Consider the following 26,699-nt stretch of genomic DNA (forward strand, 5'->3'; position numbering starts at 1 on the left):
AAGGAGGCGGTCAGCGCCGCGACGAAGAACACCGCAAGAATCTTGGGCACAAACGTCAGGGTGGATTCCTGGATCTGCGTCAGCGCCTGAAACAACGCCACGACAAGGCCAACCGCCATGCCCGCCGCGACGCAGGGCCCGGCACCGACCAGAATCGTCCAGATCGCTTTCTGCAGGATCTCGAGGGCGTCGGCTTCGTTCATAGCCTAGGCCAGAGTTTCGCCATTGCCGAGCACCAGCGTGCTTCCGTTCGCAAGCGTTGCCGTCAAGCCGCCGGTGGAACTGATGGCCACGGAACTAATGACGCCGGATGTCGAGCCATCCGAGGAGGTCACGGTCCGCCCGATCGTGGCATCGGCTTGCGAGAGAGCCTGCGACGTCAGCATCGTGTCGAGCTTGGTGTTACTTTGGATCTGCTGCTCGACCTGAGAGAACGAGGCGAGCTGGCTCATGAACTGCGTCGGGTCCGTCGGAGTCGTCGGATCCTGATTCTTCAGTTCGGCGACCATCAAAGATAGAAACTCGTTATAATCCACGGTCGCGGCAGCGGCAGCTGTCCCCGTCGTAGATGCTGCCGTCGATGAAGTACCGGAGGTCGGAGAGACCGGGGTTGTCATGGGTGCCAATCCTCAAGAACGATCAGGGCCAGAGGCCGGCCGTAAAGCATTGCGGCAGCCGCGAATCAGCGACCGCCCACATCCGAATCATGTGGTCAGCCGGCACTATGACGCAAGTGCCATCTGTCTTTCATTTGCCAGAATAGCGTCATCCTGTGCAAACAAGCCACGCAGCAACTTAAGGGCGTCAAAGTAGCGGCTCGTCGCCACAAGCTTTCCGACCTTCTGGAGCCCTTCGACGATTGTGCGTTCCGCATAAACCGCCAGCATTCCGGCAAGGTTTGCCTTGAACAGGATCTCGGCGGCAGCCGTATCATTCGGATTGATCAGCATCATCTGAACGACGAAATAAAGCTGCCGAAGCGGCGTCGTCGCGGCATCGACGCTCATGACATGCGCTTCGAGGAGAAACGCGGCATCATTGAGCAGTTCGATACTGACCTTGCGGTCCACGCGAAGGACCGCCCCATTGATGTAGATTTTTTCGTCGGGCCTCAAGGTGATCTGCATGGCTTCACAGCAATCCGTCACGCACGATCGCGCAGATCTCACCGATAGCCGCACAGTTCCGCGACTTGCCGAGCTGCACCGAATCGGCTTCCTTCAGAATCCAGATTCCGATCGAGATGAGATTCGCGCGGACCTCCACCGGCAGCGCGTTTTCTTCGCTTGCGAGTTCGCCGACGAAAGCATTCCAGAGGCGCCGCGTGTAGTACAGGGCCTCGACCGTCGCACGCGTATTCAATCCGGCGCTATCCGCCGCTTGCAGCAATCCTATGGCCTGGTCGAGCGCCTGGCGCTCGGCGCTCCGTGCTTCGGCTTGATCGTCTTCGATCGCTTCGTCGTAGGAAAACTGATACATGACGTTGTTTACCCGGCTGTAAGATAATTGACGAGGCTGAGGGACTTGAGCTGGTTGGTCAGAGAGTAGGCGTCCTGCAGCTGTGTCTGCAGCGCCGTGACTTTCGTCGACAGCGTGAATGTGTCGACTTGCTCTAGGTTGTTGACGTTGTTCGTGAGGATGGTCTGCTGGGCCGCCATCTGGGTGTTTGCTGCGGTGATGCTGTCCTGGGTATCACCGACATTGGCCTGCACGGTCGTGAGACTTGCCATGCCGACGCTCAACAACTGCGTCGCAGCATTGATCACGGCCTGGCTGGCATCGGCGTTCAGGCTCTGCGAACCGAGTCCCGCGATCATCGAGTAGGCTTGCGCGATATCCTGGACCCCGGTCTGATTGGCGCTGACCGACGTGGTGGTGGATTGCGATACCGAGATCTCGCTGGTCAACGGCGTGTCGGAAGCAGCCGACAGCGTGCTCCAGGTGCCGCTGCTCTGGAACAGCTGAGCGAACTGACTCGTTGTGCTCGCCAGATAGGCCTGCATCTGGTCGCCGGTGATCTGCGAGGGGTCAGAATTGATGCCGGCAAGGTCCGACGACAGCGCGGTGTCGACGGTGGCTGTGGTGGTGTCGATATCGGTCATAGGCGGCGTCTGCGTGTTGGTGCCACCAAAGATGTACTGTCCGGCGACCGACGTGTTCAGGGTCCCAAACAAAGATTGCAGCGCGGTTTGCGCCTCAGTGACCGACGACGGCGTAATTGCGCCACCCAAACCATTGCCGACCAGGGTGTTCGACAGGGATTGAGCCGCCGCCATGATGGTGGTGAGACCGGCATCGGTCGAGGAGAGACGCGCCGAAGCCGTCGCGTTCGACCCCGTCAGCGAGCTCAGGCTTGCGCTCTGCTGCGACAGCGAAATCGCGGTGCTGGTTTGCCCTCCGAGTTGCAGCCCGAGATCGGCATAGACACCCGTTCCCACTTCGGTCTGCGCCGTCGCAAGGCTGTTCTCGGTCTGGAGAACCGACTGGCGCAAGGACGTCGTAAAATTCTGACTTGAGATATACACGGCCGGCGCCCCTAGTTCATTGCGGTGATGAGCGATGTGTACATCGTACCCACCGTGTTCAGCAGTTGCGCGGATGCCTGGTAGGCGTGCTCGATATCGAGCATCTGCGACATCTGATCGTCGAGGTTGACGCCCGTCGAATTGGACAGCGCGGATGTCGCCGTCGACACGAGCGAACTCTGCAAGGAAGCCGCGTTCGTCGCCGTCTGATAGCTGCTCTCGATCCAGCCGACGGAGGAGGAGGCATAGGTCGCCAAGGTTCCGGTGCCGACCCCGCCCGATGTGCTGTCGAAGGTCTGGGTCGCGCCGAGCGCCGCGACCAACTGATCCAGGTTGCCGGAGAAGGCCGCATCGCCCGTCGTGTTTGCCGTCGTCGATCCGCCTGAGATGTTGCCGTCGCGAAGCAGCGTGGCCGTGCCCCCCTGCGACGGGTCGACGCTTGCGGCCACAGAGATCGATGCCGCGAGGCCCGTCGTCGTCGTCGGGAGCGTGATCGACCCACCGTCGGTAAACAGGCCGGCCAATTGCGCCGGCGATCCGGAGGCGCTGGTTTCCGCGAAGGTGGAAATGAGCGATCCGGCGATCTGATCCAGCTGGTTCTGATAAGACGGCGCCGTCGAGTCGCGCAGCGTGGTGAGCCCGGCAAGCGCGCCGGAACTGATCGCCATGACGGCCGAAGAGCCGGTGATCGCCACGCCGTCGACGCTCACGTCGTTACCCGTGGTCCCCGAAGCAAAAGCTGTCGTCGGCGTGAAGCTCAGCTGGCGCGCGACGCCGTCGAACAGCGTGACCCCGCTGTCGGTCGCGATCGACGTGCCGCCGTTCGATGTCGCCGCGGTCGTGATGCCGATCTGGGTCGAGAGCTGGGTGAGAATGGAATCGCGGGTGTCCTGAGCGCCGCTGATATCCGCCCCGCTCGCCGTGCCCGCCACGATCTGCTGATTGACGGCCTGGAACTGCGTAAGAAGATTGTTGATGGTCTGAACGGATGAGGCGATGCTGCCATCGGCCTGCAGACGCACGTTCTGCACGGCGGCCGACGCGCTGTTGAGCGCAGCCGTCAAGGTGCTCGCGGCGTTCACCGCCGCCGTGCCGTTCGCAACCGTGTCCGGTGCGGATGCATAGGCCTGCAAGGCGTCGGTCAGACTCGCGATCAGCGTGGACGGCGAATTGTCAGACGGCGTGGCGGCGCTTGTGGCTGTCGCCGTCGTCCCATTCAAGCCCAAGGTATCTTGAATCTGGGTTAGGCCGTCGCTCACGGCGGACTGTGCTGCCGAACTGGATGTCGCCTGAAGCATGTTGCCAAGCAGCGCAGTATTGGTTGCGCGCTGGATCGAAACGACCGTCGAGGATCCGTTCAGCGCCGTAACGATATTGGCGGATTTCCGCGAATAGCCGGCGGTGCTGACGTTGGCGATGTTGCTCGATAGGATTGAAGACTGCGCGGCGGCGGATGCGAGCGCCGATTGCGCGATAGATGAAGTGGCGGACAAGCCCATCGAATTCTCTGCCTTGATTCCGTCATCGGCCCTCGCCTCTGACCTTCAAAGCTTCGCTCAAAATGATGGATGAAACGTTTACTTTGTTTGGTAACCTTAACCGATCCTGAAAAAAGCGGTCGGCCGATCGCCTGTGTTGTCCGCGTGGTACGATTCAAAACGGTCACCAAGCCATCGGGACGCCGTGTTCGACGGTCGTGAATGGTAGCAAGAGGATCCCGACGCGCGGTGCCAACCATAGACTGACAGGCGCAAACCTTTTTCGTTTTGCTTCATACTGTTTTTGATCGACGGGCTCGTCGATATCTGTCGTGTGCCGGATCGAGACCCTTCAGGCGTCGAACAACGAGCGCAGAAGGTCCGACTGCCGCCGCCGAGCAACGGCCGCGAAACCTGCTTGACCGAGTGCCTTGCGTTCCGCGTCATCGCTGAGCAGAGCGACACAGCGTTCTACCAGGTCCTGGTAACCAGACACCACGAGACCGCCTGCGAAAGGTGCGACATCGGGATCGTCGGGATGTCCTTCGCTGACGACGCAGGCGCCATTTGCAAGCAGGAAAGAGACGCGAACGGATTCAAAGATCGCAGCATCGTAGAAGTGCATGTTGAGGACGATTTTTGCGCGACCGATCGCGCTATCGCGCTCCGCGCCATAGACACCGAAGAGATGCTCGACTTTTACGCCGCGTGCCGTCAGCGCGTCGAGAATGTCACGTCGCCGGCCGTTCAGCGATCCGTAGAACAGAACATCGATGTCCTGTTTCTCCACCAACGGGACGCGCTTGAGTCCCGGTGCATAGCCAATCGGCAGCACGCGGGCGTGTCCGATGCCACGCTCGACGAGCGCAGAGCGGTTGCGGACGCTGTAATCCAGGACCGGGTGCTGCCGAAGCAGCGTCAGGTAGGTCCGATTCATCCACGGCGAATCGTCCTGCACCTGTTCGAGATTGAACAGGACGGTGTCCTTCGGGAGAAGATCCTGCGCACTTTGCGGCAACAGTTGAGGCCCGAGTACGATCAGGGTTCGGCGAGCCGCCTCCGTGGGATCGCGAACGATCGGCGCGGATCCGCCGAGCTCGCCGAAAGCCTCGCTGAGGCCGAGAGCCAGATCGTCGTAGGCATGCTGGTGCGCATAATCGCCCGGTGTCACGATCCAGAGAGCGTAACGATCGCGATGCGCAGAAAGCGGCCCGTCGAAGGCTTTGGGGCCGGCCGGCTCCGAGGCGATTGCTTCGGATCGAGAGACCAGCGACACGACAGGCGATTGACTTGCAGGTTTAGCGTTGCGGCTTTGCGCCTGACGCTTGCGTTCGCGCCAGAATGCCCAGGTTCCCCGATCTTCGTCGGTCAACTCGATCTTCCGCAAGACGACCGACATCGAATCGATCGCGCGAGGAGCGCGCAAGATTTCGTCGCGCGGCACATTTCGGCTTTTCATATCTTCGCCAAGTGGGCTCGGCACGAAATCGAAGCTGTCGATCACGAAACGATGTTCGCTCCAACCCATGTACCAGAACCAGTCGGTATAATAGAGCCAGCTACGCTCGTTAAAGGCACGGACGTGAGTCGGATCCTGCCAGGCTCCGAACGAAAGATCGTAAGGTACACTGATCGCGAAGACGCCGCCGACGCGGAGCAGCTGAAGACAGCGCGTCATCATTGCCATGAGATCGGGAACGTGCTCGAGCACATCATTGGCGATGATCCGATCGAAACAGGCGGGACGCAGCGTGATCTCACCGAATCGCGTCGTCGTCAGGCGCAGGCCCTGCGCGCTTTCATCGATGGCGCTGAGGTCGCAAACCGCGTCGGGTCCCCAGGTATCATCGACATCGAGATTCAAAAAATCGTCGCGAAAGTCCTTTCCGGATCCGAGATTGAGCTGGACCGGCATGGGCGGAAGCGACGACGGAATATTCATGGACTACGTTTCCTTGAGCAGAGTGCCCCAAGTGTTGCGTCATGCAATCGGGGCGCTCGATGCGAGTTCGGGCGCCCTCCCTGAGAAAGCGCCCGAACCTTCTGCCGATGATCGAAGACGTGTCGCTGTCGCGACGGCTCCGTCTTAAAAGCGGGACTTAGCTTGTCTGAAGCTGGTTGAGCTTGGAGAGAAGGTCGGAGGCGGCCTGGAGAACCTTCGAGTTTGCCTCGTAGGACCGTTGCGCGGTGATCATGTTCGTCAGCTCGGTCGCAAGGTCGACGGTCGACGATTCCAGGTTGTCGGCATCGATCTCCCCTGCGGCTCCCGTTCCGGCCGGTTGCAGAGTCATCGACCCCGACGTCGCGCTTTGCTGATAGACGTTTCCATCGACCGACGTCAGGTTGTTGGGACTCGTCACGGTTGCGATCGGAATATCATAGAGGACAGCCTTGGCGCCACTGCCGTAAATGCCCGTCAGCGTGCCGTCGGTCCCGATCGATACGGTCGACAAGGAGGTCGGAGGAGAGCCGGTGATGTCGGGCGTCGATGAAAAGGTCGATGCCAGCGAGGTCATGCTTGTGAGGTCGAGGGACACGGTGTTGGTGGCCGTGCTTCCGGCGCTCTGCGGGATCGTGAGAACCAGAGGGCTACCACCGGCATACTGCCCCGACGAATCGAACGACAAGGTCGCCGATCCAATCGGAGACGTATCGGCAGCGTTGGTAGCGGTGACTGTCCACGTGCCATCACCATTGTTCTGATAGCTCAGATCCGCCGTAATCGCCGTGCCGGAAGAGTCATAGAGCGTTGCTGTCGTCGTCTCGGGCGAGCTCGACGACGTGTCCGTCGATGGCAAATTGCCGCTGATCGTGCCGGTCGTCGAGGCGACGGCCTCCAGCTTCGTGCTGGATATGTTGACCGCGGTCAGCGTCGTCGAGGGCGTGCCATCGGCACCGATCGCGTAGCCCATCAGCGTGTAACCGGCCGTGTTCACCAGGTTGCCGGTGGTGTCTTTCGTAAACGAGCCCGCCCGTGTCAGGGATTCCGCGCCCGTGCCACCCTGGGTCACGACAAAGAAGCCGCCACCGTTGATCGCGAGATCTGTCGAACTGGAGGTCGCCGTCATGGTGCCCTGGGTCGTGACCCCATAAGTGGTCTGGGCACTCACGCCACCGGATTCGTAGCTGCCCGGGGTCTGCTCGCCGAGAACAGTCTCGAACTGGGTCGCTGCTTCCTTATAACCGGTGGTATTGGCATTGGCGATGTTATCGCCGATCGCGCTGAGATAGCTGCTTTGCGCGCTCATGCCAGAGACGGCGGTTCCAAGGGCCGAGAAAAGACTCATGGTATTCTCCTGGGATTAATAGTGCGACGGATGTCGGGTGCGGGATTGTTGCGAGAGACTCTTTTGAACAGGTCGATCGCTATCAGGCGGCATCGACCAGACGAAGAACACGGTCGACTTCGACCTGTTTGGTATCGAACTGAATGCAGTAGCCGAGGTAACGCTTGGAATCGATCGGGTCGTAGCCCAGATGGCTTCTCAGCTTCTTTCGCAGCTTGCTGACATGGCTTTCCACGACGTTCTCTTCGACGTCTTCGTCGAAGATTCCATAGATCGAATTGAAGATCTGCGACTTCGTCACGCGCCGCCCTTTGTTGCGCACGAGGAATTCGAGGATCCGGCGCTCGCGTCGCGGAAGACGGAGGGTTTCACCACCAACTTCGGGGTCGCGACCATCGAAGTAGACGCAGAGATCGCCATGCGCGGTAAAGGCCTTGTCGGCCGATACGCTCTTGTCGACCTCGACACGCCGGCGGATCGCCCCGATCCTGGCGAGAAGCTCGCGAACATGAATGGGCTTGCGGACGACGTCGTCCACACCGGCTTCGAACAGCGCCAGGGTCTGCTCCAGGGACTGCGTGTCGATCATGGCGATGATGGGCGCTCTCGACCGGCTTCGGATGAGCTTCGCCAAGGCCAGGCGGCTGTCGCAATCACCGAGAAGAAAGCCGTCGATGGTGAGAATTTCCGGGTCAGAGGCGCTGCTCAACCAGGCGCTGAAATCGTCTGGCGTGAAACCAGCAGCGGACATTCCTTCGCTCTTGAAGCCCGTCGCGTAGCCGGCCGTAACGAGCTGGCGATCATCAACCATTACAAGCATTGGAGCCCCCGAATCATCATGCTCCAATGCTAGCCGGCGGGTTAAAATATAGGGTAAACGGATATTAACCTTTGAGACCCAACGATCGCTTTCTGAAGACGTAAACAAAGTGTTAATGCCCCCTCAATACTTGATTGTCTAAGCTTAACCGCGAGTAAACATGCCGATGGTAGCGCTGTTTCAAAATGTATCAGCCAATCTGCGGGTTAAAACGCGTTAACCAATGCGGCAGCGGGGCAGCGCAGAGGCAGAGCGAAAACCGTTCGACCCGGCGACATTTTTTCAGTGTGACAGATTTGCCAGAGGTGCAGGCTGGCAGAAGGCACGGGCCTTTTCGGTCCATTCGCCGAAGCCGCTTGCGACCATTTTGCCAAGGACCGCACAGACGTAACGCTTCTGAGCCGGGTTGTTGTCCGGGCCCGCATTGTAGCGGGCGACGGCCATCGTCCAGGATTTTTCCCGGACCTTGAGGTCCCGGAGGAAGCGCGCTGCGTAGTCGATGTTCTGAGCCGGATCGAACATCGCACTCAGCGAAGAAAAGTTCGCGGAATGATAATGGTGGTTGATCTGCATGCAGCCGATATCGATCATGCGGGCGCCCTTGCCTTGCGCCTCTTTGAAAGTCCGTAGAGCCTCTTCGAGCGAGGCATTCGTCGCGGCGCGCCCATCGATATTCATCGAAAAGGGCTGGAGGCGCCCTTTGCTGCCCGTCTCGTTCAGACCGACGGCATAAAACACGGCGAGCGGAATATCGTAGCGCTGCGCTGCGACCGCGATCTCCCGCTCACAGGAAACCACGGGCGCGCCAGCCGCCTGTGCACGTCCCTCAGATGTAAACGCCAGCGGAGCCATCTGCAGCGAGAGAGCGAGGCTCGCGCCGAGGAGCTTGATCGTCGCCTGACCTCGAAGCATTCTGCCGACTATCCCTGTCGCCTGCGGACGCCCCGGCCCCACTGTCGCCACTCTGGGAGGACCGACCATCCTGAGGCGTGTTGCTGCCCTGGAACGTCGATGATCCGCCGCTCCGCTGATCTTGATTTTGCGTCCCATTGTCCTGCCCTTGCGAAGCGGTTTGCGTATCGCTCGCTCGCATGGTGAGCGTCCCGACCTGGTAATCCTGGCTGTTCATGGCGGCTGTCAGGCTGTCCTTGTCCCGTGTCAAAAGGCCAAGGGTCTGAGGGTTTGCGACATCGAGCTGCAGGTCGAGGCTGCCGCCCCGAAGCTGCATGCGCACGGTTACCGTTCCCAAGTTGTCAGGCTCCAGCACCAGCGTCATCGTCCGACTGGTGGGTGCTGATGCAACGGGAACGGCGACCGTTGCAGGCGCCGACGTGGAGGCGCTCTCACCCGTTGCCAACCGCTGGACGGTGTCGATCACCTGTTGCATCGGCGACAGGGTCGGGCCCGGTGCAAACTGCGTCTCAACCGCCACGGACGTCACGATCGAGGTCGAAGCCGGCACCGAACCAGCGTTCTTCTGGGACGCCGTCGATGCCAGCAAAGAGTCTGCAGCCTCATCATGCGCCGCTGCCGTGTCGGACGGGAGGGCGGTGGCGCCCGGCGTCGCGGCCCCACCGGTCCCGGCGAGCGATGTGGCCAGGGCATCGCTCGATGTCTTCGATCCCGACGAAGCGGCCGGCGTGGCGAGCGCACCTGACGGCTGCGCGACCGGCGCCGGAAATAGCCCGAGCAATCCAGACAGAAGAGACGGTGTGGGCGCCATGGCGACGGCAGAACCTTGCGTGGCATCCGCGGCCTGGGCATCGGGTCGGCGACGGCTCGAGGCAACCGTTTGCGACGTCGCCTTGCCATCGCCGCTATCGGACGCGGCGGCAAACTTTGCCGCCGACGCGGCAAGCAGGTCGGCGAGGCCCGCGGTCGTCACGCTATCTGTCGATGATGATGGCAATGGGGACGTCGCGATCGTGAGCGGCGTCGCGGCGAGCGTGGACGAATCGCCGGTCCCCAGGATTGGGAGCGGATCGTCGGTCGCGGCGGTATCCGGCAAGGTGGATGCGCTGGCCTTCAACGACGATGGCGGCACCTTGCCAGTCGGAGTCGCCGGAAGGGCCGACGAGGCGGCCGCCGCCAGCGCAGCCGCGGAAAGCTTGGCGAGCGTCGACACCCCAGAGGGCACAGAGGCTGCCTGCGTCTTCGACATGGCGGCGAAAAACGACGAGGCGGCAAGCGTGGTCATGGCGTTTTTTTGCGACGCAGCGCCAGCGTCTGCGGTCGGAACAGAATCATCGGCTCCCGACGCCTCGCTCCGGGCTTCGGGCACGTTCGCCAAAACATCGTCGAATTGCGCTTGCGCGTCCGTCTGTGCTTTCCCGGACGAGACGCTACTCTGCTTTGGTGACGCGACCGTATCGGGGGTGAAACTTGGAAGGATCATCGGGATGTCCTCTGCAGGATGGCTTCTGAATTCGCCAAGGACTTTTCGGCATCGGCGACGGTTTGCTGGACGCCCTTGTGATCGGGTCCGGAGTCGTCGACGTCTTCCGCATCGAGCATGGAGGCGCGGCTGCGGATCATGGTGGCGATTTCCAGGGCCGAAGCCCGCAATGCGACGTCGCGCTCCGGCAGACGCGCCGGATCGACGCTGTTCAACGCCTTGACCCCTTGGTCATAATCGGTACCGACCACAGAGGCGGCACCATAGTACACCCGCGCCCGCGCTTCGGCGCCGTCCGCCTTATCCGACAACTTTTCCGCCGCCGTGCCGGCGAAGCTTGCCGTGATCGGACGCCCATCGAGGACAGCGGTCCGCGCCACTGCAAGATAGATATCCTGGCGTTCGTGGCGCTCGACGCCATTCAGAAGCTGCTCGAGCCGGAGGTTGCTTTCGGCGCTGTCGCCCTTGCCGATATCGGAGGCCATCTTGATTTCAAGTTGCTTGAAATTCTGCGCATAGATCGATTTGGCGAACCCGTGCTGGTAGCGCCGCGCGAGAAGCGCGAATTTGTCGAGGTCCCCGGTCGATCCGATCAGAAACATCTCTTTGCGGAGAGCAGCCTCCTCCACAAGCGTGCCTGGCTCGAGGAGACGTGCCAGATCCAGGAGCTGCAGCGCCCTGGTTTTGTCCTGATTTGCCAAAAGTGTCGCCTGAACCAGGGCGAGGTGGCCTCCGAGTCCGCTTGGGAGATTGCGCGCGTCGATCGGCAGGAGCGCGGCCCGTGCCGCGCCGTCGTTGCCGAGCGCGTAGGCCATCGCGCCGTCGAACAGGACCTCGTAACCCTTTGCGATGTCATCTTTTGAGATCAAACCATCTAGCGCCGCCGCATTGCCGCCGCCGAAAAGATAAAGCACGAGCGCCCGCGCGTTACGCTTGTCTTTCCAGACAGCCGTGTCGATCGTGGAAAAGCGCTCGGCCATACGCTCGATCATCTTGACCTGCCCGACCTGGGCGATCGCGTTGCCGGCCGCGATCTGATCCTGAAGGATCGATAGCGCGCGCATCATTTCGAAAGGCGCGGACGACGACGGGTCGGCTATGCCCCGGGCCGGTGCCAGCAGAAGAGCGAACGCGCAGAGCCCGGCGGAGAGAACACGGCGACTCATGGCGTATCGCCTTTCAGCAGGATCTCGATGCGCCGGTTGACCGGGCTTGTCGTCTCGACGCCAGCCTTCGGATTGTGGTCGGCGTACCCCTCGATATGCCCGATCCGCGCCTCGTCCAAGCCGCCCCGCACCAGCATGTAATGGGTGACCTGAGCGCGATCCAACGAGAGATGCCAGTTGTCGTAACGGCCGGCCTTGTAGGGGCGGCTATCGGTAAAACCGCGAATGACGATCTTGCCCGGCTTGGTTTTGAGAATCTGCGCAATCCGTTCCATCATGACGACGACCTTGCGGGTCGGAACCGCGGAAGCGCTGGAGAACATCTCGTAGTCCGACGTGTCGGTGAGGCTGATCAGCAGACCGCCGTCAGTCTTGCGGACGTCGATTTGCGGGCCGCTCTTGTCCTGGCCGGTCCCTTTGGACGCCGCGATGATCTGCGCCTTGATGTCGTTGCTTGAGGTTGCCGGTTCCGCTGCCACTGACTTCGCGCCCTGTTCGGTCGCCGCCCCATCGGACTTGACCGCCGCCTCGCCTTTGGCCGAGGTTGCGCCCAGGATCGCCGGGTTGCCTCCTGGTGGCAAGGGCTGCGCATCCATTTCCGCCAGGTCCGAAGGGGGTGCCGAGGCTTGGAGCGGCGGCGGCGGCGCGAAAGGATCGCGGAAGGCTTCACCGCCCTTGCGAGTGATCGCGTTGACGGTCGACTTGGTATTGCTCGGCGACGGCGGCGGCGCCGCGCGCTCCCCGGCGCCCTTCGCCCCCGCAATCTCGGTTAGCGCGGCATAGGGATCGTCGAGCACGGCGGCGGACAGCCTCTTTTCCTTGGCTTTGGCCGCCGCCTCTTCGCCACCGCCCTGGGCGGCGTCCTGCGCTTCCGCCTTGGGATGCTCCTTGGACGGCGTCTCCTTGGCCGGCGCGTTCTTCGCACCCTTGTTCGAGGGCGCCGCGCTTTCGACGGCCTTCGCGTCCTCCAAGCCTTTCGGCTGGGTGGTCGTGTCGACGAGTTTTACGGGATTGAAGTAGCTTGCGATCGTGGCCTTCGTCTTGTCGTTGGCGCTGATGAGCCACATCACCAAGAAGAACGCCATCATCGCCGTCATGAAGTCGGCGAAAGCGATTTTCCAGACGCCGCCATGGTGGGCATCCTCGTGCCCGCCGCCGTGACGCTTGATGATAAAGACCTCGTGCGCGTGCTCCCCATCGGCCATGGTCGTTACCCTTCGCTAATCTGAAATGTGGAAAGGCACGCGGACAGGCGCGTTTCGATCCGGCTGGTATCCGTGACGATCGTCAATTCGGCCTGGTCGGCGACGACATAGTCGATCGCAACATCGGCCGGTTGCGCGTTGCCGAAAGCCGTCAAGAGGTCGACAGGCCCGGCGATCCGGACCGGCGGATGACTCGGATCGCCCATGATCGCCGCCAGGGCGGTGCCGAGTTCCATCAACATGCGTGTGCGACAGGCCTCAGCAAACAAAGGGTGCAGGGCGCGGGCCAAAGCCGTCGAGAGCTCCGATTCGAGCTGCGCCATCGCGGTGATCAGGCTCGCGCTGAGGTGCTGCCCCTGCTCGTTGGCCCAGGTCTCGCGCTCCGTCTCGAAACCACGGGTCAATTCCGCCCGCTCGTCGTCGAACTGCGCCCGCAAATCGCCTTCGGTACGAGCCTGTGCCTCGGCAGCAGCCTGTTCCCGAGCGTCCTGGACCTGCTGCTCGAGGGCAGCCATCGTCAGGGTTATGGTCGGCTCCGCCTCGACAAGCGGCTCCATCTCGGCCAGCTCGAAGGGCGCGGCGACTGCCGTGTCCGAAAACTCCACAAGGAATCGCGAGAGAGGCGCGTTCATCAAGCGGCGCTTCCCTGGCTAACCCATTGCTTCAGGATCGTAGCCGCCTGCATCTCGTCGAACTCGACCATCTGCTCGAGACGGCGCTGGGGCGAGCGCTTTGGCTTGTTGGTGACGTCCTCGATCAGGTTCGGCTCGGATTCCATTCCGAACGTCGGCATCGACATGTCATCGTCATCGCCAAACGACGTCGGCAGGGCCGCGAAGTCGGCGAGCGGCTCGATCATCGGCATCTCGGCCTCCTGCGCCACAGGCGGTGCCAGGAGGCGGGTCAGCGGCCGGATTCCGAAGAGGATGAGAAGGATCGCGACGATCAGAACGGTCGCGGCGTTGATGGCGGTGCCCGACTGGCGCAGCAGAATGTCGGTTATTCCGGGCGACGGCACAGGATCGAGGTCGTGGCCGGCATCGGAGAAATCGACCGCAAGAACCTTGATCGAGTCGCCGCGCGCCTTGTTGAAGCCCGAGGCCGAGACGACGACCTGCTCGATGTCGGCGATCTGCGCCTCGATGCTGGGGCCGCCTTTTTGCGAGGCCGCCGCCGCCAGGGCCGCCTTGTTGATGAGGACCGCAAGGGAGAGATGATCGATGGCGTAGCCGCCACTGACGGTCGTCACCACCTTGGAGGAGAGCTCGTAGTTGGTGAGCTCTTCTTTCTTCTGGTTATCCGTACTCGAAACCTTGCTGTCCGGGTTGCTCCCCGTGCCGCCGGCAGGCAGGTTGTTCGCAACCGTCGTCGGCGCCTGGCTCGTATTGTTCTGGTTCGTCTGGTTTTCCTTGATCACGCGCGTCGAGCGTTCGACCCGCGAGTCCGGATTGTAGATTGTCTCGTTGGTCTGCCGGTTGTCGGTGTTGAGCTTCGTCGCCACCGTGACCTGGAAATTGTGCAGACCGAGATAGGGCGTGAGCGTCTTGCGCACATCTTCCTGGATGTCCTTCGAGACGGTCTTCTCGAGCGTGATCATCCGACCCGGCGCGGCGTCGGCGGAACTGTTGTCGGTGGAGAGCAGCGTGCCGTCGGTGTTGAGCACGGTCACGAGATCGACCGTCATGCCGGGGACGGCGGCTGCGACGAGGTGGCGGATGGCTTCCGCGCTGCGGCCGTCGGCGATCGTGTCGGAACGAATCATCACCGAAGCCGACGGCGGCTGCTTGGCGCGCCGGAACGAGCCCTCGTCGGGCAGGACGATGTGGACGCGCGCGGCGCGGATGCCGTTCATCGTCTGGATCGTCCGGGCAAGTTCGCCCTCCATCGCGCGGACCCGGGTTACGTCCTGCATGAACGAGGTGAGGCCGAGCGACCCGAGCTTGTCGTAGAGCTCGTAGCCGGCGTTGGCGCTATGCGGCAGGCCTTTTTCCGCCAGCAGCATGCGCGCCGGCGAGGTCTGGTTGTATTTGACGAGGACGGTCGTCCCGTCCGAGCTGACGTCGAAGGGGATACCCGCTTCGGTCAAGGCCGCGCCGATCCCGCTGACGTCCTGGCGATCGAGGCCGGCGTACAGCGTCTCCATCGACGGGCGGCTGAGATAGTAGCCGCCGAGACCGGTGATCGCGAAGACCGCCAAGCCGATCAGGCCAAGCGCCGTCAGCCGTCGCCAGCCGAGCTGCATCAGGCTCGTAAGAAGCTTCTGTAACTGGTCTTGCACGCTCATCCGCAGCCCCGGGTCGGCCTAGAACGCGTCACGGAAAGGGCGATAGGCCTTTTCGACGTGAACGCGTTCTACCGTAGTGAGATCGAACGCGTCCCGTGAGCCGGCGGTGCACCGGGTGGGAGCGTTCTAGAACCAGGGCTGACTTTGCGGGAGGAAGCTTGCGTGGGGGTTGCAACGCAAAAGGGCCGCGCGATGCGCGGCCCTTGAGACGATGGTAAAAAGCGAAGACGCTTACTGGAACAGCTTGAGGATGAGCTGGCTGTTCGAGTTGGCGATGCTGAGCGACTGGATGCCCAGCTGCTGCTGCGTCTGTAGCGCGTTGAGACGCGTCGAGGCTTCGTTCATGTTGGCGTCCACCAGGGAGCCGACGCCTGAGGTCAGCGAGTCGGACAGGGTCTGGGTGAAGGTCGTCTGCGCGGTCAGGTTGCTCTGGATCGAGCCGAGCTTGCTGGCGTCCGCGGTCAGTTCGCCGATCGCCGTTTCGAGATCCTGCTGCTGGTTGGCGAGCGTCGTTGGGTCGGTGCCGACGGTCATCGTGGAAATGTTCGTGCCGAGAGGGCTCGAACCGTCCAGGAGGCCGGCGCCGCCGTTATAAAGCGCGGTGCCGAGGCTGATGTCCGTCGATCCGACGGTGACCGTACCGGTGGCATCCTTGGAGAAGGAGGTCACGACGAAAACGTCACCCGTGCTGGCCGAAGACGGCGCGAGAATATTGACGCCGTTGAACGTCGCGGTCTGCGAGAAGGACTGCAGCTGCGCCTGAAGCTGCGACAGCTGGGTGTTGATCGTGCTCGGGTCCTGACCGGCGGTCTGGGCCGTAACGACGAGATCTTTCATCTGGTTCAGGATGCCGATCGACGAGCTCACGGCCTGGGCGGCAGTGGTCACGACGGATTGGCCGAGGTTGATCGAGTCGCTGACGGCGCCGAGGGCACCGACGTCGGAGCGCATCGACGTGGCGATCGACCAGTAGGATGCGTTGTCTTCCGCGCTGCCGACCTTGAGGCCGGTCGAAATCTGGCTCTGCGTGGTCGCCAAAGCGGCCTGCGTGGCCGAGAGGTTGGCGACGGCGCTCATGGCCGACAGATTGGTGAGGATGCTCGACATGGTAATACGTCCCTTAATTTGAAGGTGGAAAGCCTGGGGACATTCCGGACTGAGACCGGCACGTCAGGGCGGCTTAATGCCTTTGGACCAGAGCGTCGCTCGTTGATGTCCAACCTTCCGTTGAGGAGCAATGTAAGAGGCAAAACCTTCGTTAAGGTTAATCCAGGACTGCCCTTTCTGGATTTTTCTTTAACCTTGATCGGGCGGACAATCATGCCCGGTCATCTTGCGCCTCATCAGCTTCGGGAAAGGCCCGCGGCGTATCCGGGAGCTTGAGAAGCTGCGAGCCGTCGCACCCATGGCCTGCGAACCGTCCCGCCAGACTCCAAACGGATCCAGATCGGCATGAAACATCAGCATCGGCGCAAGGCCATCGCCCCGACCCGTCACACAGCGCACGCTGCCGGTGCCGCCCTCTTTTACCGCGAGGCCATGGAACAGCTCGGGCTCGCTCACTTCGAGAGGGCAATCCGGCTGTTCATGGCTTCTCTCGAACGCGAGCCGGGTCGGGTCGAGTGCTGGTGCGGGCTCGGAACGGCGCTGACCGGCGCGAACAACCTTGCGCAGGCGGCCAAGGCGTTTCAGACGGCAATCACAAGGGACGCCTCCCATGCAGCAGGCTTCAGCGGGCTAGCCGGAGTCCTGATCAAGCAAGGGCTGTTCGACCAGGCGCTGGAGCCAGCGCAAGCCGCTTTGGCTCTCAGCGAATCCGTGCCACAAGCCGCGCTCCATATCATGGCGGCCCGCATCCATTGCGAACTCGGCCACCTCGACGCGGCTCTGGCCGCGCTATCGTGTGCGATCGGCCTGGAGCCCGAGAATGCCGAAGCCTATCTGGCGCTCGGCATTTTATACGAGCAGCAGGGAAAGCCGATCGAGGCCTTCCATGCCTACCAAAAAACGCTGAGTCTAAAACCTCATGACGCCGCTGCTTACAACAATCTAGCAGGCGTCCTCGTGACCCTGGATCGCTTGGACCTGGCGATTGCCGCAGCCCGCATGGCCGTGGCACTGAAGCCCGATAACCCCGATGTCTATCTCAACCTCGGCCTGGCGCTGCGCCTGCATCGCGACGAAGAGGAGGCGCTCGCGACATATAAAACGATCGTCGCGCTCAAGCCGGATCACGGCAAGGCGCTCGTGGAGCTCTGCCATCATCGCCAGCATGCCTGCGACTGGGACGGCTTGCCTGCGCAACAGGAGGCGGCCGCAGCGCACAGCTACCGCAAGGGCGAGATCGTCTCCCCGTTCGCCGTCATGACGGCCTCCGCATCACCGCACGACCAGCTGCTTTGCGCCCGAGCCTGGGGCCAGCGTTTTGGAAATCTGCCCGGCGCCCCCCTTCGTCCGTATGCGCGGATCGCATCCGCGCGGCCGCAACGGCGGGTGAGACTGGGCTACCTGTCTGCCGATTTCTACCACCACGCGACGGCGATGCTGATCGTCGGCATGCTCGAAGAACACGACAGGACGCGTTTCGAGCTCTTCGGCTATTCGCTCGGTGCCGACGACGGAAGTCCGCTCAGGCAGCGTCTCGTCGCGACGTTCGACACGTTCGTCGAGTTGCGGACGCTGTCGGACGAGGCCGCGGCGCGGCGCATCTACGACGACGAGATCGACATCTTGCTCGATCTCAAGGGGTTTACGCAGAACGCACGCGTCAAAATCCTGGCCTACGAGCCTGCACCGATCCAGGTCAATTATCTGGGATTTCCGGGCACGATGGGACTTCCGTTCATCGATTACATCATCGCGGACGCGCATGTTGCGCCGCTGGACCATGAAGCCTTTTACGACGAGAAGATCGTCCACCTTCCGCATTGCTACCAGCCCAACGATCGCGGTCGCGTGGTCAGCGATACGATCGTAACGCGCGAGGATTGCGGCTTGCCGGAAGCCGGCTTCGTCTTCTGCTGTTTCAACAGTCCTTACAAGATCACACCGGACGTTTTCGATATCTGGATGCGGTTGCTCCGTGACGTGCCGGGCGCGGTGCTGTGGCTGCTCGAGCCAAATCGCCAGGCTGCCGGCAACCTGCGCCGCGAGGCTGCAGCGCGCGGCGTGACGGCAGATCGTCTTGTCTTTGCACCGTTCGTGACGGCGGATACGCACCTCGCACGACTGCGTCTTGCCGATCTGTTCCTCGATACGGCACCGGTCAATGCTCATACGACGGCGAGCGAGGCCCTGTGGGTCGGCCTCCCCATCGTGACCTATTCCGGCGAGACCTTCGCCAGTCGGGTTGCCGGCAGTCTTCTTCGTGCGATCGACCTGCCGGATCTCGTCACCACGTCGTGGGTCGACTACGAGGACATGGCGCTGCGTCTGGCAACTGACCAGCAAAGCCTGTCGCAAATCCGCGACCGCCTTCAGGTAGCCCGCTTGAAAAGTCCGCTTTTCGACACGGTCCGGTACACGCGAAACTTCGAGCGTGCCCTGCTCCACATGGTCGCCCGCCGGGACGCCGCCCAGGCCCCCGAGGCATTCGCGCTGCCGGAGACGATCTGATCAACGCAAAAGGGCCGCGCGAAGCGCGGCCCTTGAGAAGTGTTACGACAGCGAAGCTTACTGGAACAGCTTGAGGATGAGCTGGCTGTTCGAGTTGGCGATGCTGAGCGACTGGATGCCCAGCTGCTGCTGTGTCTGCAGCGCGTTGAGGCGCGTCGAGGCTTCGTTCATGTTGGCGTCCACCAGGGAGCCGACGCCTGAAGTCAGCGAGTCGGACAGGGTCTGGGTGAAGGTCGACTGTGCGGTCAGGTTGCTCTGGATCGAGCCGAGCTTGCTGGCATCGGCGGTCAGATCCTGGATCGCGGTTTCGAGATCCTGCTGCTGCGTCGTCAGTGTCGCGGCATCGGTACCAACCTGCATCGTGGAGATGTTGGTCGTCAGCGCGGAGCCGCCGTCCAGCAGACCCGCACCCTGGTTATAAAGAGCGGTGCCGAGGCTGATGTCCGTCGATCCGACGGTCACGTTGTTGGAGGCATCCTTGGAGAAGGAGGTCACGACGAAAACGTCGCCCGTGGCCGTCGAAGATGGCGCAAGGATGTTGACGCCGTTGAACGTCGCAGTCTGCGAGAAGGACTGCAACTGCGCCTGAAGCTGCGACAGCTGGGTATTAATCGTGGTCGGGTCCTGACCAGCGGTCTGAGCGCTGACGACGAGATCCTTCATCTGGTTCAGGATGTCGATCGATGAGCTCACGGCCTGGGAAGCGGTGGTCACGACGGACTGGCCGAGATTGATCGAGTCGCTGACAGAGCCGAGAGCACCGACGTCGGAGCGCATCGACGTGGCGATCGACCAGTAGGACGCGTTGTCTTCCGCGCTGCCGACTTTGAGGCCGGTCGAAATCTGGCTCTGCGTGGTCGCCAAGGCGGCCTGCGTTGCCGTCAGGCTTGCAACGGCGCTCATGGCCGACAAGTTGGTGAGAATGCTCGACATAATCTACGTCCCTGTGATCGTGTTTGAAGAGGTGGGACATTCCGGACCGAGACCGGCACGATAGGACGGCTTAATGCCTTTGGACGTTGAGCATCGCTCTTGGGTCCAACCTTTCGTTCCCAAGGTTTGGTCCCGCGATATTGCTGAATGGTAAAAATGGGCCGATTCCGCGCCCCGCGCTCAAATCATTGTTAATTTAAAGTTAACGGGCCAAATCGATTTTTTGACGCTTTCGCTCTCAGGAATACGAGCGGATCAGATTGCCGACGACCATGTTCCAGCCATCGACCAGAACGAAAAAGAGGATCTTCATCGGCAGAGAGATCACGGTCGGCGAGAGCATCATCATTCCCATCGACATGATGATCGTCGTGACGATGACGTCGATCACGAGAAACGGCAGAACGATGAGAAAGCCGATCTCGAACCCGCGGCGGATTTCCGAAATCATGAACGCCGGCACGAGAATACGAAGGTCGATGGTGGCCCGTTCGGTGGTCTTGATGCTGTCCTTGGCGAGATCGTTGAAAAGCCGCAGATCCTTGTCCCTGACCTGCGACAGCATGAAGTCGCGGAACGGCTGGATGATCTTGGGGAAGGCTTCGGCCTCGGTCACTTGATTGTCCATCAAGGGTTTGAGGCCGGTCTGCCACGCTTTGTCGAAGGTCGGCGCCATGACGTAGAACGTCATGAACAGGGACAGGCTGATGAGGATGAGGTTGGCGGGCGTCGTCTGCAAGCCGAGCCCCGACCGCAAGAACGAAAAGGCGATGGCGAAACGGGTGAAGCTTGTGACCATCACGAGCAGGCCCGGGGCGATCGACAGAACGGTCAGCAGCCCGACGAGCTGGACGATGCGGCCGGTCGCCGTGCCGCCGGTCTGCGGAAGAACGTTATTGAGGTCGAGGGTTTGCGCCGTCGCGCCGACCGTCAGAAGCAGCGTAAAGGCGACGATGAAGGCGAGGCGTTTCACGAGTCGACTTTCATTGGACCACAAGCGTTTCGATGATGAGTTCGCGGACATGCCCTTCGGAGCGGATTGCGACACGCTCGTTCAGATCTTCGCGAAGGCTCTGCAGACCGCTGCCGCCCTGCAGCTGGGCGATCGACAAGGTTTTCAGGTATCCGACAAGATCGTCGGTAATCTGCGCGCTCATCAAGGTCGGCGTCTCGACCTCTTTCTTGTTGAAGAGGATCGACGCCTGCAGACGAATTTTCATGCCTTCGGGCTGCGCCAGATTCGTCACGATCGGTGGTAGTTCCTTGACGATGACGTCTTCGGACATGGCCTTTTTGACGACAGGCTCGGCCGGCGCCGCAGCCGCGACAACGGACGCCCGCACCTTCGCCACGATCAGGGTTCCAACGAACCCGCCGCCGACGGCGCCGAGGATGGTCAAGGCGCCGACCTGCGCGAGCAGCGTCAGCATGGATCCCTTGCCAGCCTTCGAATCGACGGTGTCGTATGCCATGGTTACGGCACTTTCCTAAAGCGAGCCGAGATTTGATCCCTTGCAACGGGAGCGTAGAGACGTGCCGGCGCAGGTTCGATCATGACTAGAACGGTTTCAACGCATCATAGATCTGATGGATGACGGCCGGCTGCTGGATCTCCGTCAGACGGCCGCGGCCGCCGTAGGAAATGCGCGCCTCGGCGATCTTCTCGTAAGAGATCGTATTGTCCTTCGAAATATCGCGGGGGCGAACGATGCCGGCGACGCTCAGCTGCCGCAGCTCGAAATTGACGCGCACCTCCTGCGAGCCCGCCACCATCAGATTCCCGTCCGGCAGAACCTCCGTGACGATCGCGGCGACCGAAACCTGGATCTTCTCCGAGCGATCGATCGTGCCGACGCCATTGGCGGAGCTTTTCGACGACGTATCGAAGGAACCCGCGATGCTCGTCGTGCCGACAGCCTTGCCGAGACCTGCGTCCCAGGTGTTGGTGACTTCGGAATCGAGCGAACGATCGGTATTGTTGCCGAGCGTCGCCTTGTCGTTGATCGATATGTTGATCGTGAGGATGTCGCCCGGGCCCATGGCGCGCGGGTCACGGAACAGGTTTGCCTTCTCACTATAGAGCGAGTTGAAGGCCGCCGGCTGAATGGCACGCGGCGGGAACTGATGCGGCACGACGTTGGCTTCGAGGCCGGCGCCGACCGGCGTCATCGTCGGCTCTTTGCCGATGGATTGCGGGTTCGTCGCACATCCGGCCATCGCGATCGACATCAAGGCTGCGCAGGCGACTTTCATTCTCAAAGCTTCTTATCGTTGGAAGAGGCCGTCGGGCTGGCAAGCATGCCAGCCAGCTTAGCGGCCCGTTCGGGAGGCGTGATTTCGTTGAAGATGGCGCCCGCCTGGCGCGGCGTAAGAGCGGCCAGCACGGCGGTCGCCATCTCGTCGTCCAGCGCGCCGATTTGCGCCGCGGCCGTTTCCGGCCGCATCTTCGCGTAGATTCCGACGAGCGTTTCTTTGGCTTCCTTGGTGATGGCTTCGCGCCGATCCAGCCAGCTTTTCAATTCGGCCTGCTTGGCATCGAGCTCGGCGATGCGCGCCTTGATCCGCGTCTCGACTTCGGAAAGTTTCTGAGACTGCCAGCTAAACCGCGCGTCGGTGGCGGCAGCGGCGATGTTCAAGCAATATTTTCGGACACCGGCCTGCGTCTCCGCCTGCATCGGCGCGTCGGGCTTTTCAGCTGCCGGCGAGGCGACGGGCTTCACTGCCTGCGCCTTTTCCGCATCGCCTTTTGGCGGCGTGGACGCTGCGGGAGCGGGGGCTTCGACGGCGCGCGCGGGCTCGAAGCCGAGCGCAGCCAGAGCTAGAATGCAGCATGCAAATAGTGCGGTTTTGTTTGCCACGTTTGTCTTTGCCAAGGTCCGACCTGTGCTCTGTGCACGGGAGCAGAATGACGAAACAAGCTTGCGTCTGGCTGGCTACCTGGGGATGTCGTCGGCGGCGTTCGCGATCGAAGACTCTGCCGCGCCGACGGTTGCGCGTCTGGCGTCGCAACGACAATCGGCATCGCTTCACGCCGCCGCGTGCGTGCGGCGAAAGGCGTGTTGAAGCGATGCCGATGCTTGGTCTGCTATTGGGTGATGAGGTCGGCTTGCAAAGCGCCGGCGGATTTGATCGCTTGGAGGATCGCGATGATACCGCTCGGCTTCAAGCCAATCTGGTTGAGGCCCTTGACCAGGGTGCGCAACGTCGTCCCGTGAACGATCTGGATCTGGCCGCCGGACTCTTCGGAATCGATGTTCGTCCGCGGAAGCACGACCGTCTTACCCTTCGAGAAAGGCGCCGGCTGGGAGGCCACGGGCGTCTCGGTGATACGGACCGTCAGGCTTCCATGCGTCACCGCGACCGTGGAAATCTGCACATCCTGGCCGATGACGATCGTGCCCGTCCTGGCATCGACGATGACGCGGGCCGCCGTGTCCGGTTCGACCATGAGCTCGCCGATGTCCGCCATGAAGCGGGTCGGACCGATGCCACGGGGCAGGCTCAAAGCGACAGTGCGAAAGTCGTTCTCGTGGGCCGACTTCATCCCGAAACGGCGTTCCGTGAAGGCGTTGATCGCATCGGCGATCCGCACGGCCGTCTGGAAATCCGGGTTTTTCAAGGTCAAGGTCATCGGGCCGAGATCGCCCGGCCGCGACAGGTTCGGCACCTCGATCGTCGCGCCGTTCGGGATACGTCCGGCGGTCGGAACGCCCTGGGAGAATGACTCGGCCTGGCCGATGGACGATGTCCCGGAAACCGCCAGGGCGCCCTGCGCCATCGCGTGGACCACGCCGTCGGCGCCGGCAAGCGGCGTCATGATCAGCGTTCCGCCGCGCAGCGAGGGCGCGTCACCGAGCGAAGATACCGTAATGTCGATCCGCGAGCCGCGGTTCATGAATGGCGGCAGATCCGCGGTCACGAGCACGGCCGCGACGTTGCGCGTGCGCAGCGACGTGTTGCGCACGTTGATCCCGAGCCGGTCCAACATCGACTGGATCGACTGCTCCGTGAACGGCACGTTGCGCAATGTGTCGCCGGTCCCTTCGAGACCGATGACGAGACCGTAGCCGATCAGCTGGTTGTCGCGAATGCCTTCGAGTTGCGCCACATCCTTGATGCGGACGGCGGCCGAGGCCGGGCCGATCGCACAGGCTAGGAGCAGAAAACAAAAAAAGCGGACCATCAACCGTTGCTCACATGGATGGTGCCATCCGGCGCGATGACGCCAGACAGCGTGAGGCCGCTTTCGAGATTGCGCACCGAAATCAGATCGCCGGCTGCCCCGGCCTGCAACGCAGAGGCATAGGTGGATATCAGCAGGCCGCCTTCTTCGAAGACCAGGCGGACCATCGCGCCGATGGTCACGAGCTTCGGCAAAGCAACCGAATTCGACGTGATCGCCTGACCCGGCAGCAGCGTCCGCTTGGCCACTTTGCCGATCAGGTCCGCACGACGGTTGACGAAGCCCGCTTCGGCGAACGAGTCGGGAAAATCCTTGTCGATCAGCATGGTGTCGCGGACGATGTCGCCGGGATAAATGGTGACGGCCGGCACCGGGAGATGCTCGGCTGCCGCGAGCGGTGCCACCGCGAAGAAGGCGTGCGCCAGCGCAAGGGCGAGAATGGTTCGTAGGCCAACGAGCCGCATCGTGACTATCCTCTTCGCGTTGCTCGGAGCTAAAGCTCTAGCTGCCCTTTGAGAGGGTTTGACCCATCTGATCGGCAGCCGTGATGACCTTCGAATTCATTTCATAAGCGCGCTGCGCGGAAATCAGGTTGGTGATCTCTGCGACGGGGTCGACGTTCGACGCTTCCAGGTTGAACTGGTTGAGCGTGCCGAAACCGGGGTCGCCGGGGACGCCGGTGACCGGCGTGCCCGAGGCTGCCGTTTCCTGGAAAAGATTGCTACCAAGCGGCATCAGGCCCGCTTCGTTGGCGAAGTTCGCGATCGTCAGCTGGCCGAGGTTGACCGGAAGCGTAGTGCCCGCGACCGTCGCGCTGACGATGCCGGACTGACTGACCGTGACCGCTGTCGTGTTGGCCGGAACGATGATCGGCGGCGTGACGAGACTGCCGTCCAGAGTGACGAGCTGGCCCGTCGCGTTGGTGTTGAAGGCACCCGCACGCGTGTAATTGGTGCCGCCGTTGGCGTCGGTGATCTGGAAGAAGCCGCGGCCGGTAATCGCCATGTCCAGCTGGTTGCCGGTGTTCGTCAGCGTGCCCTGGATGTGAAGATTGCGGATCGCCGCGGTCTTCACGCCGAGGCCGAGCTGCGCGCCTTCCGGCACGACACCCTGGTTGCCGCGGTTCGACACGCCGGCGAGGCGTTGGGTCTCATAGAGAAGATCGGTGAATTCGGCGCGCGACCGCTTGAACCCGGTGGTATTGATGTTGGCAATATTGTTGGCGATGACGTCGACGTTGGTCGACTGAGCGTTCATGCCGGTTGCGGCGATGGCTAGCGCTTTCATGACCTACCCTCAGATCGCCATACGCGTGACTTCTTGGAAGGCGGAGACAGCCTTGTCGCGGACGGCGACGGCGGTCTGCAGCGCTTCCTGCGCCGACATCACGGCCTCGACCACCGACTGCGTCGTCGCCTTGCCGCTGATTCCGGCGACCGACATCGTTTCGGACGTGTTCAGCTTGTTGACGGTGTCGTTGGAAAACTGCGCGAGCATGGACGAGAAATCGCCGCCGGCTGCGGTGGTCGACTGCACGGACTGCGTTGCGGCAGTCGCGGCCGTACCGGAACCGAGGACCGACGAAAGCGCCGAGGTGATGAGCGGAATGGCGGCAATCATTATGAGCCCTTTAGCAGGTCGATTGTCATCGAAATCAGGTCACGCGACTGCTTGATGACCTGAAGATTGGCTTCGTAGGAACGGTTGGCTTCGCGCATGTCGGCCATTTCCATAAGAAGGTTAACATTCGGAAGCTTTACAAATCCTTTACCATCTGCGGCAGAGTTTCCCGGGTCTTGCGAGACGCCGAAAGCCGTCGAATCCGTGCCGAGCGAGGCCACTTTGACCACGTCGGCGCCCGACGCCTCGTCAAGCGCGCTTTCGAACGTGATGGTCTTGCGGCGGTACGGATCGGCGCCCGGCGTCTGGCCCGTCGATTGGGCGTTGGCAATGTTTTCCGACGTGATTCTCAGCCGGGTGGAGTTGGCGGAGAGGCCGGATGACGCGATACTCATCGAGGCCTGAAGCGGATCGATCATGGCCTCATCACTCCTTGACGACCGACATCAGCATCGAGTGGAAGCTCTTCACGATATTCGTCGTCAACGAATAGTCGCGATTGACCTCGCCAGCTTTCAGAAGCTCCTCCTCGACCCCGACGGAGTTGCCGGTTTCCGTGACTTCCCAGGCTCCCGATGTCGGCCTGGCCTCATCGATCGCGTTCGGGCCGTCGACCTGAAGATGGCTGGCATTGGTCGAGACAAGGCTGAGCCGCGTGGTGTTCAGCACCTCGGAGAACGCGGCGACATCCTTGGCTTGGTAGCCAGGCGTGTTGGCGTTCGCGATGTTGCTGGCCACCGTCGCTTGGCGCGCCGCAAGCCAGCCGCTTTTGCGGGAGGCAAGGTCAAGAAGATAGATCGGCTCCATTTGTTCGTCTCGGGTTCATCTCAGGCCTGTCATCAATGCAGCGTTAAGCTTGCACCAGGCTGGCCTGCGGTCCGATCAAGGTCGGAACCGACACCGAAGCTAGACCATTGGTGTTTTTTGGGAGAGACGACCTTATGAAGAGACTTCGAGACATCCTTATCGCGGGCACGGTCATGCCGGCGCTCCTCCTCGGGCAGAGCAGTGCAGGCTTTGCGCAGGCCGAACCGGGGGCGATGCGGATGGCTCAGGCTCCAGGCCCAGACCAGAAGAAGGAAGGGCCGGGCCACCCCCCTGCACCAGGCGCGGCGCCGCACCAGGCGCCGGCTGCTCCGCCGCACGCCGCTGCACCCGCAGCCGCTCCAGCGCCTCATGCCCCAGCGG

General features: G+C 62.0%; 29 protein-coding genes and 1 pseudogene. 3 read left to right on the forward strand and 27 right to left on the reverse strand.

The genetic code is table 11. The annotated features are described in order from the left end of the window. The 16 genes from GSQ79_RS07540 to GSQ79_RS07615 form a co-directional block, all read right to left on the reverse strand. On the reverse strand, positions 1–203 hold a 203-nt coding region (locus GSQ79_RS07540; RefSeq protein ID WP_158808101.1), incomplete at its 3' end, for a flagellar biosynthetic protein FliQ. 3 nt (positions 204–206) lie between these two features. After that, positions 207–617 (reverse strand): flagellar hook assembly protein FlgD, encoded by a 411-nt coding sequence (gene flgD, locus GSQ79_RS07545; RefSeq protein WP_158808102.1) that lies wholly within the window; start codon positions 615–617, stop codon positions 207–209. A gap of 105 nt (positions 618–722) precedes the next feature. Continuing rightward, entirely contained in the window at positions 723–1,127 is a 405-nt protein-coding gene (gene flbT, locus GSQ79_RS07550; RefSeq protein ID WP_158808103.1) for a flagellar biosynthesis repressor FlbT, read from the reverse strand. Positions 1,128–1,131: 4 nt separating this feature from the next. After that, the gene (flaF, locus tag GSQ79_RS07555) at positions 1,132–1,479 is read right to left on the reverse strand and encodes a flagellar biosynthesis regulator FlaF (protein WP_158808104.1); all 348 of its coding nucleotides are present in this window, start codon (positions 1,477–1,479) and stop codon (positions 1,132–1,134) included. A gap of 8 nt (positions 1,480–1,487) precedes the next feature. Continuing rightward, positions 1,488–2,525, reverse strand: coding sequence for a flagellar hook-associated family protein (locus GSQ79_RS07560; protein WP_158808105.1), 1,038 nt, complete (start codon positions 2,523–2,525; stop codon positions 1,488–1,490). A gap of 11 nt (positions 2,526–2,536) precedes the next feature. After that, positions 2,537–4,024 (reverse strand): flagellar hook-associated protein FlgK, encoded by a 1,488-nt coding sequence (gene flgK / locus GSQ79_RS07565; RefSeq protein ID WP_158808106.1) that lies wholly within the window; start codon positions 4,022–4,024, stop codon positions 2,537–2,539. 331 nt (positions 4,025–4,355) lie between these two features. Then, a complete protein-coding gene (locus GSQ79_RS07570) occupies positions 4,356–5,945 on the reverse strand; it encodes a methyltransferase domain-containing protein (protein ID WP_158808107.1) in 1,590 nt (529 codons plus the stop codon). Between the two features lie 157 nt (positions 5,946–6,102). Further along, entirely contained in the window at positions 6,103–7,290 is a 1,188-nt protein-coding gene (locus GSQ79_RS07575; protein ID WP_158808108.1) for a flagellar hook protein FlgE, read from the reverse strand. Positions 7,291–7,372: 82 nt separating this feature from the next. Further along, complete coding sequence (locus GSQ79_RS07580) at positions 7,373–8,110, reverse strand: response regulator transcription factor (protein ID WP_158808109.1); 738 nt, start codon at positions 8,108–8,110, stop codon at positions 7,373–7,375. 282 nt (positions 8,111–8,392) lie between these two features. Continuing rightward, positions 8,393–8,962, reverse strand: coding sequence for a transglycosylase SLT domain-containing protein (locus tag GSQ79_RS07585; protein ID WP_158808138.1), 570 nt, complete (start codon positions 8,960–8,962; stop codon positions 8,393–8,395). Continuing rightward, on the reverse strand, positions 8,937–10,307 hold the full coding sequence (locus GSQ79_RS07590) for a flagellar hook-length control protein FliK (protein WP_158808110.1): 1,371 nt from the start codon (positions 10,305–10,307) through the stop codon (positions 8,937–8,939). The genes GSQ79_RS07585 and GSQ79_RS07590 overlap by 26 nt, the downstream gene beginning before the upstream one ends. A gap of 194 nt (positions 10,308–10,501) precedes the next feature. Beyond that, positions 10,502–11,671 (reverse strand): hypothetical protein, encoded by a 1,170-nt coding sequence (locus GSQ79_RS07595; RefSeq protein WP_158808111.1) that lies wholly within the window; start codon positions 11,669–11,671, stop codon positions 10,502–10,504. Continuing rightward, positions 11,668–12,876 (reverse strand): flagellar motor protein MotB, encoded by a 1,209-nt coding sequence (locus GSQ79_RS07600; RefSeq protein WP_158808112.1) that lies wholly within the window; start codon positions 12,874–12,876, stop codon positions 11,668–11,670. The genes GSQ79_RS07595 and GSQ79_RS07600 overlap by 4 nt, the downstream gene beginning before the upstream one ends. 5 nt (positions 12,877–12,881) lie before the next feature. Further along, complete coding sequence (locus GSQ79_RS07605) at positions 12,882–13,508, reverse strand: hypothetical protein (protein ID WP_158808113.1); 627 nt, start codon at positions 13,506–13,508, stop codon at positions 12,882–12,884. Continuing rightward, positions 13,508–15,160: a flagellar basal-body MS-ring/collar protein FliF gene (fliF, locus tag GSQ79_RS07610; RefSeq protein ID WP_158808114.1), complete on the reverse strand. Its 1,653-nt coding sequence runs from the start codon at positions 15,158–15,160 to the stop codon at positions 13,508–13,510. Before fliF ends, GSQ79_RS07605 begins: the two co-directional genes overlap by 1 nt. Positions 15,161–15,391: 231 nt before the next feature. Then, entirely contained in the window at positions 15,392–16,267 is an 876-nt protein-coding gene (locus GSQ79_RS07615; RefSeq protein WP_158808115.1) for a flagellin, read from the reverse strand. Between the two features lie 345 nt (positions 16,268–16,612). Between GSQ79_RS07615 and GSQ79_RS07620 the strand changes: the two genes are divergently transcribed. Next, positions 16,613–18,775, forward strand: coding sequence for a tetratricopeptide repeat protein (locus GSQ79_RS07620; protein WP_158808116.1), 2,163 nt, complete (start codon positions 16,613–16,615; stop codon positions 18,773–18,775). A gap of 57 nt (positions 18,776–18,832) precedes the next feature. Here GSQ79_RS07620 and GSQ79_RS07625 read toward each other — a convergent pair whose 3' ends face one another. The 5 genes from GSQ79_RS07625 to GSQ79_RS07645 all read right to left on the reverse strand — a co-directional run bounded on the left by GSQ79_RS07625 (position 18,833) and on the right by GSQ79_RS07645 (position 22,344). Beyond that, complete coding sequence (locus GSQ79_RS07625) at positions 18,833–19,708, reverse strand: flagellin (RefSeq protein ID WP_158808117.1); 876 nt, start codon at positions 19,706–19,708, stop codon at positions 18,833–18,835. 238 nt (positions 19,709–19,946) lie between these two features. Beyond that, a complete protein-coding gene (gene fliP / locus GSQ79_RS07630) occupies positions 19,947–20,681 on the reverse strand; it encodes a flagellar type III secretion system pore protein FliP (RefSeq protein ID WP_246725166.1) in 735 nt (244 codons plus the stop codon). 10 nt (positions 20,682–20,691) lie between these two features. After that, positions 20,692–21,180 carry a flagellar basal body-associated FliL family protein gene (locus tag GSQ79_RS07635; RefSeq protein WP_158808119.1) on the reverse strand — a complete coding sequence of 163 codons (489 nt, stop codon included), beginning with the start codon at positions 21,178–21,180 and terminating at the stop codon, positions 20,692–20,694. Between the two features lie 85 nt (positions 21,181–21,265). Continuing rightward, positions 21,266–21,961, reverse strand: a complete 696-nt coding sequence (flgH, locus tag GSQ79_RS07640; protein ID WP_158808120.1) for a flagellar basal body L-ring protein FlgH — start codon at positions 21,959–21,961, stop codon at positions 21,266–21,268. A gap of 2 nt (positions 21,962–21,963) precedes the next feature. Then, positions 21,964–22,344: a MotE family protein gene (locus tag GSQ79_RS07645; protein WP_158808121.1), complete on the reverse strand. Its 381-nt coding sequence runs from the start codon at positions 22,342–22,344 to the stop codon at positions 21,964–21,966. Here GSQ79_RS07645 and GSQ79_RS07650 point away from each other — a divergent pair. Then, on the forward strand, positions 22,337–22,771 hold the full coding sequence (locus tag GSQ79_RS07650) for a hypothetical protein (RefSeq protein ID WP_158808122.1): 435 nt from the start codon (positions 22,337–22,339) through the stop codon (positions 22,769–22,771). The genes GSQ79_RS07645 and GSQ79_RS07650 overlap by 8 nt on opposite strands. Positions 22,772–22,793: 22 nt before the next feature. Here GSQ79_RS07650 and flgI read toward each other — a convergent pair whose 3' ends face one another. The 6 genes from flgI to flgB are packed head-to-tail and all read right to left on the reverse strand — an operon-like array spanning position 22,794 to position 26,318. After that, positions 22,794–23,891, reverse strand: a complete 1,098-nt coding sequence (gene flgI, locus GSQ79_RS07655; RefSeq protein ID WP_158808123.1) for a flagellar basal body P-ring protein FlgI — start codon at positions 23,889–23,891, stop codon at positions 22,794–22,796. Beyond that, positions 23,891–24,355 (reverse strand): flagellar basal body P-ring formation chaperone FlgA, encoded by a 465-nt coding sequence (gene flgA, locus GSQ79_RS07660; protein ID WP_158808124.1) that lies wholly within the window; start codon positions 24,353–24,355, stop codon positions 23,891–23,893. The genes flgI and flgA overlap by 1 nt, the downstream gene beginning before the upstream one ends. A 37-nt stretch (positions 24,356–24,392) precedes the next feature. Further along, complete coding sequence (flgG, locus tag GSQ79_RS07665) at positions 24,393–25,178, reverse strand: flagellar basal-body rod protein FlgG (protein ID WP_158808125.1); 786 nt, start codon at positions 25,176–25,178, stop codon at positions 24,393–24,395. A gap of 9 nt (positions 25,179–25,187) precedes the next feature. Next, positions 25,188–25,511: a flagellar hook-basal body complex protein FliE gene (locus GSQ79_RS07670; RefSeq protein ID WP_158808126.1), complete on the reverse strand. Its 324-nt coding sequence runs from the start codon at positions 25,509–25,511 to the stop codon at positions 25,188–25,190. Next, complete coding sequence (gene flgC, locus GSQ79_RS07675) at positions 25,511–25,927, reverse strand: flagellar basal body rod protein FlgC (protein WP_158808139.1); 417 nt, start codon at positions 25,925–25,927, stop codon at positions 25,511–25,513. The genes GSQ79_RS07670 and flgC overlap by 1 nt, the downstream gene beginning before the upstream one ends. 10 nt (positions 25,928–25,937) lie before the next feature. Next, the gene (flgB, locus tag GSQ79_RS07680) at positions 25,938–26,318 is read right to left on the reverse strand and encodes a flagellar basal body rod protein FlgB (RefSeq protein WP_158808127.1); all 381 of its coding nucleotides are present in this window, start codon (positions 26,316–26,318) and stop codon (positions 25,938–25,940) included. Between the two features lie 134 nt (positions 26,319–26,452). On the opposite strand from flgB, the pseudogene GSQ79_RS28925 reads away from it, so the two are divergent. Then, positions 26,453–26,699: pseudogene (locus GSQ79_RS28925) on the forward strand (hypothetical protein); the annotation flags it as partial.

Origin of the sequence: Beijerinckia sp. L45 (genome assembly GCF_009765775.1) — a bacterium.
Taxonomy (GTDB): Bacteria; Pseudomonadota; Alphaproteobacteria; order Rhizobiales; family Beijerinckiaceae; genus RH-AL1.